7 protein-coding genes are annotated in these 9710 nt (G+C 70.9%); 4 read left to right on the top strand and 3 right to left on the bottom strand.

The window, feature by feature from the left end; all coding sequences use genetic code 11:
• Nucleotides 1-132: 132 nt before the first annotated feature.
• Nucleotides 133-1347, top strand: coding sequence for a mannose-6-phosphate isomerase, class I (manA, locus tag MJ785_RS05230; protein WP_239373973.1), 1215 nt, complete (start codon nucleotides 133-135; stop codon nucleotides 1345-1347).
• A gap of 373 nt (nucleotides 1348-1720) precedes the next feature.
• On the opposite strand, the gene MJ785_RS05235 is transcribed toward manA, so the two are convergent.
• From MJ785_RS05235 to MJ785_RS05245, 3 genes are all read right to left on the bottom strand, one after another.
• On the bottom strand, nucleotides 1721-1960 hold the full coding sequence (locus MJ785_RS05235) for a WhiB family transcriptional regulator (RefSeq protein ID WP_239308173.1): 240 nt from the start codon (nucleotides 1958-1960) through the stop codon (nucleotides 1721-1723).
• An 862-nt stretch (nucleotides 1961-2822) separates the two neighbouring features.
• Nucleotides 2823-5498, bottom strand: coding sequence for a bifunctional FO biosynthesis protein CofGH (locus MJ785_RS05240; RefSeq protein WP_239380119.1), 2676 nt, complete (start codon nucleotides 5496-5498; stop codon nucleotides 2823-2825).
• Nucleotides 5499-5687: 189 nt separating this feature from the next.
• A complete protein-coding gene (locus tag MJ785_RS05245; RefSeq protein WP_239308134.1) occupies nucleotides 5688-5966 on the bottom strand; it encodes a hypothetical protein in 279 nt (92 codons plus the stop codon).
• A 441-nt stretch (nucleotides 5967-6407) separates the two neighbouring features.
• Here MJ785_RS05245 and MJ785_RS05250 point away from each other — a divergent pair, with 441 nt between their 5' ends.
• From MJ785_RS05250 to MJ785_RS05260, 3 genes are all read left to right on the top strand, one after another.
• Nucleotides 6408-6983 carry a TetR/AcrR family transcriptional regulator gene (locus tag MJ785_RS05250; RefSeq protein WP_239308133.1) on the top strand — a complete coding sequence of 192 codons (576 nt, stop codon included), beginning with the start codon at nucleotides 6408-6410 and terminating at the stop codon, nucleotides 6981-6983.
• Between the two features lie 112 nt (nucleotides 6984-7095).
• Nucleotides 7096-8130 carry a 2-phospho-L-lactate transferase gene (gene cofD / locus MJ785_RS05255; protein ID WP_239380120.1) on the top strand — a complete coding sequence of 345 codons (1035 nt, stop codon included), beginning with the start codon at nucleotides 7096-7098 and terminating at the stop codon, nucleotides 8128-8130.
• A complete protein-coding gene (locus MJ785_RS05260; RefSeq protein WP_239308131.1) occupies nucleotides 8123-9436 on the top strand; it encodes a coenzyme F420-0:L-glutamate ligase in 1314 nt (437 codons plus the stop codon). The genes cofD and MJ785_RS05260 overlap by 8 nt, the downstream gene beginning before the upstream one ends.
• The last annotated feature ends 274 nt before the right edge of the window (nucleotides 9437-9710 follow it).

Consider the following 9710-nt stretch of genomic DNA (forward strand, 5'->3'; position numbering starts at 1 on the left):
CCTTCCGCTCGCTCGGGGCTTGCGCCAGCCGGCTGAGCAGCCGCGCGGCCGTGCCCGCATGCCCTCCGGACCGCATGCCCTGAGCAGCGCGCAAGCGCCCTGAGCAGTTCACCAGAAGGAGGACGGACAACAGTGACCGCCGGGACGCCCGACCGGATTCTGCGGCTGTTCGGGCGGGTGCGCACCTACGACTGGGGCTCGCCCAGCGCCATCTACGACCTGCTCGGTGAGACGCCCACCGGCGAACCAGCCGCGGAGCTGTGGCTTGGCACCCATCCAGGCGCCCCGTCCGAGGTCGAGACCGCCAACGGGCGGCGGCCAGCCGCCGATGTCGCCGGCCCGCTGCCTTTCCTGCTGAAGGTTCTCGCCGCGGAGAAGGCTCTCTCGTTGCAGGTCCACCCGGACACGACACGGGCGCAGACCGGCTTTGACGACGAGGAACGGTCCGGCGTACCGCGCGATGCCGCCCAGCGGCGGTACCGGGACCGCAATCACAAACCCGAACTGATCGTCGCGCTCACGCCTTTCCGCGCGCTGGCCGGCGTCCGTGACCCGCAGCGGACCCTCGCCGTTGTGCATGGCCTGGGTTATCCGCCGCTCGAGGCCGCGTTCGCGCCGCTTGAGCGGGATCCGGCCGCGGGCGCCGCGACGGTCCTGCGCACGCTGCTGACGATGCCCGCCGACCAGGCACACGGTTTTGCCCGCGGTCTGGCCGAGGCGGCCGCGATGCTCGAACCACCGGCGGCACCGGCGGCACCGGCGGTGGCGTCCGCCGCCGACCTGGTGCGCCGGCTTGCCGCGACGCACCCCGGCGATGTGGGAATCGCCGCGGCGCTGCTGCTCAACGACATATCACTGCGGCCTGGCGAGGCGCTGTTCCAGCCCGCACGCCTGCTGCACGCCTATGTCCACGGCGTCGGCATCGAGATCATGGCTACGTCGGACAACGTGCTGCGCGGCGGCCTGACACCGAAACACATCGACGTCGACGAGCTGCTGGATGTCCTTGACCCCACGCCGGCCCCGGCCCCGGTGCTCATCCCCCGGACGACACTGGCGACGACTGGGATCACCGTGCGTACCTGGGATGTTCCTGTTGACGACTTCCTGCTGGCTGAGGCGATCTGCGACCTGCCGGCCGGTGCCCCACCAGGCGGTGACGGCGTGACGGTCACGCGTCCGGCCATCCTGCTGGTCACCGACGGCACCGTCGAGGTAGGCGGCACGGGCACGGGCACCATCAGGCTTCACCGCGGCCAGGCGGCCCTGCTCGCCCCGGGATCATCGGAGTCGACACGGCTCAGGCTCACCGGTGTGGGCCGGGTGTTCCTCGCCTCACCTGGATAAGAGCGACCGGCAATAGGGGCGTGGATCAAGGAGCGGGGCTGGGGTGTGTGCATCGCGAGGCGGAGGAGGGAGTCACCCTGGTGTTGGGTGGCGACCGACGACAACGCGGCCGGGCGGGATGCGGGGAGCCACGAGCCGGACAGTCCTATCCTCGGGCGCTCCAACGCGCGTCGCCCCGCGTCCGGCCCGGTCAACGCTGACACCGACCGTGCCGGCCGGCCGGGGCCGCCAGCCGGGCCGCAGCCACCGGGATCCGCCGGCTGGCGCCGTGCCCACCCGCGAGGCCCTCGGCTGGTGGTGACGTGCCCGTTGGGCACGATCGGGCGTTCACCGTGCGGTGAACGCCTGCCCGCCGGCCTTCCCCTCGCGACGGTCAGACCGCTCGGCGGCGCAGCCTGCGCCGTTCACGCTCGGACATGCCGCCCCAGATCCCGAACCGCTCATCCTTGTCGAGCGCGTACTCCAGGCACTCGCTCCTGACCTCGCAGCCCGAGCAGATGCGCTTGGCCTCGCGGGTCGAGCCGCCCTTCTCCGGAAAGAACGCCTCCGGATCGGTCTGGGCGCACAGCGCGCGCTCCTGCCACTCCGGTGGGTCGGCGAGGATGTCGTCCATATCGAGTTCGATGATGTTGGCCGAATCATGATCGTAATGTTCGGTGGCTGTCTCATCGGGATGCGCCGATCCGGCAGGCTCACCGTCGGGGCCAGCATCAAGATCAAATTTGACGGTAACCAGCTCTCCGCCACCGTGGTGGCCGGGGTCAGACTGCCTCGGCCATCGGTCAACAGCCATCCCGGCGGACAGCGCGGCGCGGGGTCGGTGCGTTTCAGCGAGAACGATGCGGACGCCCGCGTCGGTGCGTTCCATGTGGACTCCTCCAGACCCGTCGCGGTGCGGTCGGCCACCCCCCGGGCGCCGGCGCGCAGGTGACTGGTGTCCACACCGGCCGGGCGAGTGCTTTATCGCACTTTCCCCACCGGCGGGGGAAATGACACGCCGGTAATTACACGCGCCGAACTCAGCGACGTCAACCCCACCAGCGCAACATCTTCTACAACCAGCGATCAGACAATAGCTCACGGTAGCAAGATGCCGTTACAGAGGGTCCCCCTTCGCCGCCCTGAGCAACACACGTCAACCCCTCGCACCCCCCGACCAGGCCATCTTACCGTCCGAAATTGCATGAGTCCGTCATGAATTGTCCTGCTCATGACATCTCCTCTCATCCACCTGACATCCGTGGACACCGTGCTTCCGAGACGTCGACGGCACGCTGGGACAACCAGCGCTCGCAACCGGCATCAACGGCCCTGGCGGCGCGCGGGCGTCGATCGCGATGGGGACCCGGCCCGAGGCCGCAGCCCGGCCGGCATCCAGAACACGGGCCCCGGGTGGATGACGATCCTTGGGGACCATTGTCCGGCCGGGCAGACGATCAAATCACCGGGACGGCGAGATCGGGACCGAGGACCCGTCAGGAGATGATCGGAAGGACCCTGCGCGCACCGCCGACAGACCCGGCCGCGGCATCCGGGCGGGCCGCGGCGAACCGCTCCGCGCCGACGGCTCCGTAGGTCGTGGTGCGCTGGCGGGCGGGCCGGCCCGCGCCGGCCGCCATGGCCTCCAGCTCGGCGATGGATCGGGCCGACCCGTGCTGGGAGCCCGCCATGCGGCTGATGGTCTCCTCCATGAGGGTCCCACCGACATCGTTGACACCACCGCGAAGGACCTGATGGCAGCCGTCCACGCCGAGTTTCACCCACGAGCACTGGATGTTGTCGATCGCGCCGTGCAGCAACAGCCGGGCCATCGCGTGTACCGCCCGGTTCTCCTCAACGGTGGGGCCGGGCCGGGCCACGCCAGCCAGATAGATCGGCGAGCTGTGATGGACGAACGGCAGCGCCACGAACTCGGTGAACCCTCCGGTACGCTCCTGGATGCGCCGCAGCAGCCGCAGATGGGCCAGCCAGTGGGCCGGCGTGTCGACATGCCCGTACATCATCGTGGCGGACGACGGCAGACCGATCTCGTGCGCGGTTGTGATGATCTCCACCCAGCTCGCGGCCGGCAGTTTGCCCTTGGTCAGCACCCATCGCACGTCATCATCGAGGATCTCCGCGGCCGTCCCGGGAATCGAGTCGACACCCGCCTCACGAGCGGCGGTCAGCCAGTCACGGATGGACAGGCCTGTCCGGGTGACGCCGTTGACGACCTCCATCGGCGAGTAGGCATGCAGGTGGACGGCTGGCACCCGACTCTTGATCTCGCGTGCCAGCTCAAAGTACGCGTTCCCGGGCAGGTCCGGGTGTATGCCGCCCTGCATGCAGATCTCGGTCGCGCCGGCCGCCCACGCCTGTTCGGCACGGGCGCCGACCTCCTGCCGGGAGAGGGTGTAGGCGTCGGCGTCGTTGCGCCGCTGCGCGAACGCACAGAACCGGCACCCCGTATAGCAGACATTCGTGAAATTGATATTCCGGTTGACGACGTAGGTGACGTCGTCCCCGACCGTGTCCCGGCGCAGGTCGTCCGCGAGCCCGCAGAGCTCCGCCAGTGCCGCGCCCGAGGCGTCGAACAGCACCAGGGCATCCGCGTCGCTGATCCCCGCCGGGTCCCGGGTGGCGCGGCGCAGGGCGGCCCGCTCCGCGCCGTCGAGGCGCACCAGCGGCACGCGCGCACGCGACCCCGTGCCGACGACCCCGTCAGCACCTGTACCGGCCGCGCTGACCCGCGCACGCAGGACGTCCCAGTCGCCGTACACGGAGACGAAATCCGCTCTGCGGTCGGCCTGGCGGCCGGTGACGTCAATGGCGGCGTGCAGATCGACCCGGCCGCTGTTCGCGAGGCCACCGTCGGGCTCCTGCCATGGCCGCCCCACCGCGGTGGCCGCGGAGCGCAGCAGGCCGTCCGGACCGGCCAGGGCGTCGACGTGGGATCGCAGCCGCGGGTCCAGCCACGGTTCACCGAGATAGGGCGGATAGACGGTCAGCCTCGGCCGCAGCGTGAAGCCCGCCGCCCGCGTGAGCGCGGCCAGCGTCTCCACCGCCGGCCAGGGGCGTTCGGGGTTGACGTGGTCCGGGGTGACCGGGGACACCCCACCCCAGTCGTCGATGCCCGCGGCAAGCAGAAGCGCGCATTCGCCGGCATCGACCAGGTTCGGCGGCGCCTGCAACCGGACTGACGGCCCGAGAACGAGCCGGGCGACCGCGACCGCGGCCGCCAGCTCCGCCGCGCCGACGTCCGGCTCGCCACACATCGCCGTGCCGTCCTTGGCCCGGAAGTTCTGCACGATCACTTCCTGGACACCGCCGTAACGCCGCGCCACCTCCCGGATCGCGAACAGGGTCTCGGCCCGTTCCAACCGGGTCTCGCCGATCCCCAGCAGCAGGCCGGTGGTGAACGGGACAGCCAGGCGACCGGCGTCCTCCAGCACCCGCAACCGGCGCGCCGGCTCCTTGTCGGGCGAGCCGTGGTGCGGGCCGCCTGGGTCAGACCACAGCCTGGCCGCGGTCGTCTCCAGCATCATCCCCATGGACGGGGCGACCGGCTTGAGCCGGGCCAGCTCCTCCCACGACAGCACGCCCGGGTTCAGGTGCGGCAGCAGCCCGGTCTCCTCCAGAACGGCGATGGCCGCCGCCCGCAGATACCCGGTGGTCGAGTCGTAGCCGTGCGCATCCAGCCATTCGCGCGCGGCGGGCCAGCGATCCTCCGGGCGGTCCCCCAGGGTGAACAACGCCTCCGCGCATCCTGCCGCCGCGCCCTGGCGGGCGATGTCGACGACCTCGTCGAGATTCAGGTAGGGCGCGGGCAACCGCCGCGGGACGGTCGCGAAGGTGCAGTAATGGCACCTGTCCCGGCACAGCCTGGTCAACGGGATGAACACCTTCGGCGAATAGGTGATCGTGTCCGGCCGGCCGGCCGAGCGCAGTCCGGCGGCACGGACCCGCGCGGCCGACCCGGACAGATCAACAAGATCGTCTCCACGGGCGGCCATCAGGACAGCCGCCTCCACCGCATCGAGGAGCGCGCCGTCGCGGGCCCGCCGCAGCGCGCGCCGTAGTGCCGCGGCACCGGGCGCCACCGGTACGGCGGTCGGCACCGGCCGCGCGCCGATGCCGACCGAACCGTCGGCGGGCTTCCCTGCTCTCGTCATCCGCTCACCCGAACCCCAATGGTCATCTAGCAATCAGCACCGCCAGGAGCGTCCGCCGGCCCACGCCCCAGAGCGCGTCCCTTCTCCGCCGCACGAGCCAGCTCTCCGCCGCACGAGCCAGCCGCCGGGATCACCGCCCAACGATCGGCGACCGAACGACCTGCCCGCGGTCGCCGCCAGGTCGGCCGATCATCCCGACCGGCCCGGACACGACGGACTGACGCTGCGGAACCGACCAACGACACCGAGGGTGTGGTACATCCGGCAGCGGGCCGCGAGCTGGTCGCAGCGCTCCGCGGCGGCGTCGCGCTGTGTCGGCGAACGACCTGCCCACTGGCGCAGCTGAGACCGCCGGGCAGCCTCCACCTGCGGGTGGCGCGCGCCAGCCAGGGCCCGGGCCAGGGTGGCGGTGAGGGCGTCGAGAGTGTGCCTCATCGCGATCGGCGGCCTCTTCGTGATCTCAGGCATGGACCGTCCTTCCGCTGTTCCAGCGCTGGGTGCGAGATGTTCGCAGCCGCGGCGGGCAGCAGGCCGGACGTGCAGGTCGCCTGGCAGACCACCCGCTGCTCCAGTGCGCTGGTCCGCTACGCGGATCGGCGCATGCCATCAGTCTCACCACGCTCTCGAAGCAAAATCAAGAGATAGAACTCAAAAAGATCATCAGCTGCTTTCGGTGAAAGCAGCTGATGAACATTCCGATTCGGGATCGCGCACCCGACGCATCCACCGTCGATCCACCGCCGCGGGCCGAGGCCATCCGATGGCATCCATCGAGCACCTCGCGGCGGGGCCTGATGGCCCACTGGCAGCGCGGAAAAATATGATCATGCCGGCTTCGGCCCCGGTCAATGTGACCGGACGGCCCGGCGTCCCGCGACCCGCGGGACGCCGGGCCGTTAAACTGATCAGGTGCCGCGTAACCGCCAGGAGGTTCCGCGCGAGGAGCGGATTGACGCGCTGCTGGCCGTCGCTGAACAGCAGTTCCTCGCCCGGGGCTTCGCCGCCACATCCATTGCCGAAATCGCGCGAGCCGCGGGCATCGAGCCAGGGTCCGTCTACTGGTACTTCCGATCAAAAGACCATGCGTTCGCCGCGGTTCTCAACCGGCTCCTCGACGGTGAGGTCGACCGGATCGACACGTTCGCCGGTGATCCGGCCCAGAAGCTGTTCGCCGCCCTCGACTCGGTCGAACGCCGGCGGTCCCTGCACCCATGTGTGGCCGAGCGAGCACCACACTCACCCACAGTCATGGAGTACCACGAACGCCTGCATGCCTGGCTCCACGACCTGGCCCTGGCGACAGTCGCGGACCGGGTGACCGAGCCCGATCGGGAAATCGCCGCGGACGCGGTCGTGGCCACCATCGAGGGCGGCCTGGCCAACCCGGCTCCCGCACGGCCGACCAGCAGCCTCGTACGCTATCTGCTTGCGTCGTTCACAACCCGCCAGCCGCAGGCGCGGGCGGGCACGGCCCTCTCCCCCTGAGACATCCGACCACGGCGGGTGCCGTCGAGGAAGCTCGTCCCGCCGGGGCTACGGTCAGGACACCGCGTGGACGGGAGCGACCGGTGACAGGACGGCGGGACGTGGGTATCGGATGAAGATCACAACTCTTGCGGGTGGCATCGGCGCAGCCCGCTTCCTGACCGGGGTGAAGGCTGTGTTGCCGGATGCCGAAATCACGGTGATCGGCAATACCGGCGACGACATCACCCTGCACGGCCTGCGGATCTGTCCTGATCTCGACACCGTCATGTACACGCTCGGCGGCGGCGTCTCCCCCGAGCGTGGCTGGGGCCGCCATGGCGAGACATTCACTGTGGCCGAGGAGCTGGCGGCCTACGGGGCAGGTCCCACCTGGTTCGGGCTCGGCGACCGCGACCTCGCCACGCATCTCGTGCGCACCCAGATGCTCGCCGCCGGCTACCCGCTCACCGACGTCACAGCCGCGCTCTGCGACCGGTGGAAACCCGGGGTATGCCTGCTGCCGATGAGCGATGAACGGGTCGAGACGCACGTCGTCGTGATGACCGACGCAGGCCGCCGGGCCGTGCATTTTCAGGAGTGGTGGCTGCGGATGCGTGCCGCCACACCAGCCATAGAGATCGTTTCGATAGGCGCCGAGGCCGCGCGACCCGCGCCCGGCGTGCTCGACGCGCTTGCCAACGCCGATGTCGTGCTCCTCCCGCCGTCGAATCCGGTGGTGTCCATCGGGTCGATCCTCGCCGTGCCCGGGATACGCGCGGCGCTGGCACAGACGCCCGCTCCAGTCGTGGGCGTGTCGCCGATCATCGGCGGCGCGCCCGTCCGCGGCATGGCGGACGCCTGCCTCACCGCGATCGGTGTGGCGACCAGTGCGGGCGCGGTAGGCACCCACTACGGTGCCCGTCGCCACACCGCCCAGCGCGGCACAACCACTGACAGCACACCGACTGACAGCACGACCGCTGACAGCACGACCGTCCGCGACCCGGTTACCCGGGACGGAATTCTCGATGGCTGGCTGGTTGACACCGCCGACACCGGTACCGAGGTGCCCGGAGTCACCGTGCGGGCCCGGCCGCTGCTGATGACCGACGTCGCGGCGACCGCCGAGATCGTGCGCGCGGCCCTGGAACTCGCCGGTGTCTGACACCCTGGAGATCATCGCCATATCGGGCATCGGCGAGGTGCGCACCGGTGACGACCTCGCCGCGCTCATCGTGACCGCGCTGGCCACCGGTGGCCTCCAGCCGCGCGACGGCGATGTCCTCGTCGTCACCTCAAAAATCGTCTCCAAGGCGGAAGGACGGCTGCTGCGCGTCGACGGCGACCGGGAGACGGCCCGGCTGGCCGCCGTCGAGGCCGAGACCGTCCGCGAGGTGGCCCGGCGCGGGCCGACCCGAATCGTGGAGACCCGGCAGGGATTCGTCATCGCCAGCGCCGGGGTGGACGCGTCCAATGTGATCAAAAACGAGATAGCCCTGCTGCCGGTCGACGCGGACGCAAGCGCTCGGGCGCTGGCGGCCGGGCTGCGCGACCGCCTGGGCGTACGGGTCGCTGTCATCATCAGCGACACCGCCGGCCGGCCGTGGCGGGCCGGCCTGACCGACCACGCGATCGGCGTCGCGGGCATGGCCGCGCTGCGCAGCCATATCGGCGATGTCGACCCGTACGGCAACGAACTGGGCATGACCGAGATCGCCGAAGCGGACGAGCTGGCCGCCGCCGCCGACCTGGTCAAGGGGAAACTGACCGGCGTGCCGGTGGCGCTGGTGCGCGGGCTGCGCCCGCTCGCCGACGACGGCCGAGGGGCCCGGGCGCTGGTACGCCCCGCGGCCGAGGACATGTTCCGGCTCGGCACCGCTGAAGCCCAACGGGCTGCGGTCACCGCCCGGCGGACCATCCGGGAGTTCAGCGACCGGCCGGTGGATCCGGCCGCCATCGAGCGTGCCTTCGCGGCGGCGCTGACGGCACCCGCGCCGCACCACACCACACCGTGGCGGTTCGTGGTCGTGACCGAAGCCCGCGACCAGCTGCTCGACGCGATGGCCACGGCGTGGGCAGCGGACCTGGTCGCCGACGGCTTCGGCGAGGCGGCGGTCGCGCGCCGGCTCGCCCGTGGGAACGTGCTGCGCCGGGCACCCGTGCTCGTCGTCCCCTGCCTGGCCGCCGACGGCGCCCACGCCTACCCGGATGGCCGGCGGGCCGCCGCCGAGGAGCGGATGTTCCTGGTCGCGATGGGGGCCGGCGTGCAGAACATGCTGATCTGCCTGGCCGCGGACGGCCTGGGATCATGCTGGGTGTCGAGCACCTTGTTCTGCCCGGAGGTGGTCCGCGCCGTCCTGCGGCTGCCGGATGAGTGGCAGCCCATGGGCGCCGTGGGCATCGGGCATCCGGCGCAGGCACCTGCTGACCGCCCGGCGCGGGATGTCGCGGCCTTCGTCGTCGCCCGGTAGAGCCGTCCGCGGTAGAGGCGTCCCTCGGGGAGGCTCGGACAGCATCCACGCAGAACCAGGCCAAAGCGAGCCTGGTTGTGTCGGCCCTCGTACCTGCCCTTATCACGCCCGGTGACGGATCCCGGCCGGTAGCGGCGCGGGCGCTGACCGGGGGCGGTGCCTGATGGCCGCGGATGGCGCCGCCGTGATGGACGCTCCGGCTGGGGTGCGGCCGGCGGCAGGAAGTGACGTGGCGGTCACCATCATCAGGGCCACCCATCGGCAATACACGCGG

Origin of the sequence: Protofrankia sp. CiT1 (genome assembly GCF_917627335.1) — a bacterium.
Lineage (GTDB): Bacteria > Actinomycetota > Actinomycetes > Frankiales > Frankiaceae > Protofrankia.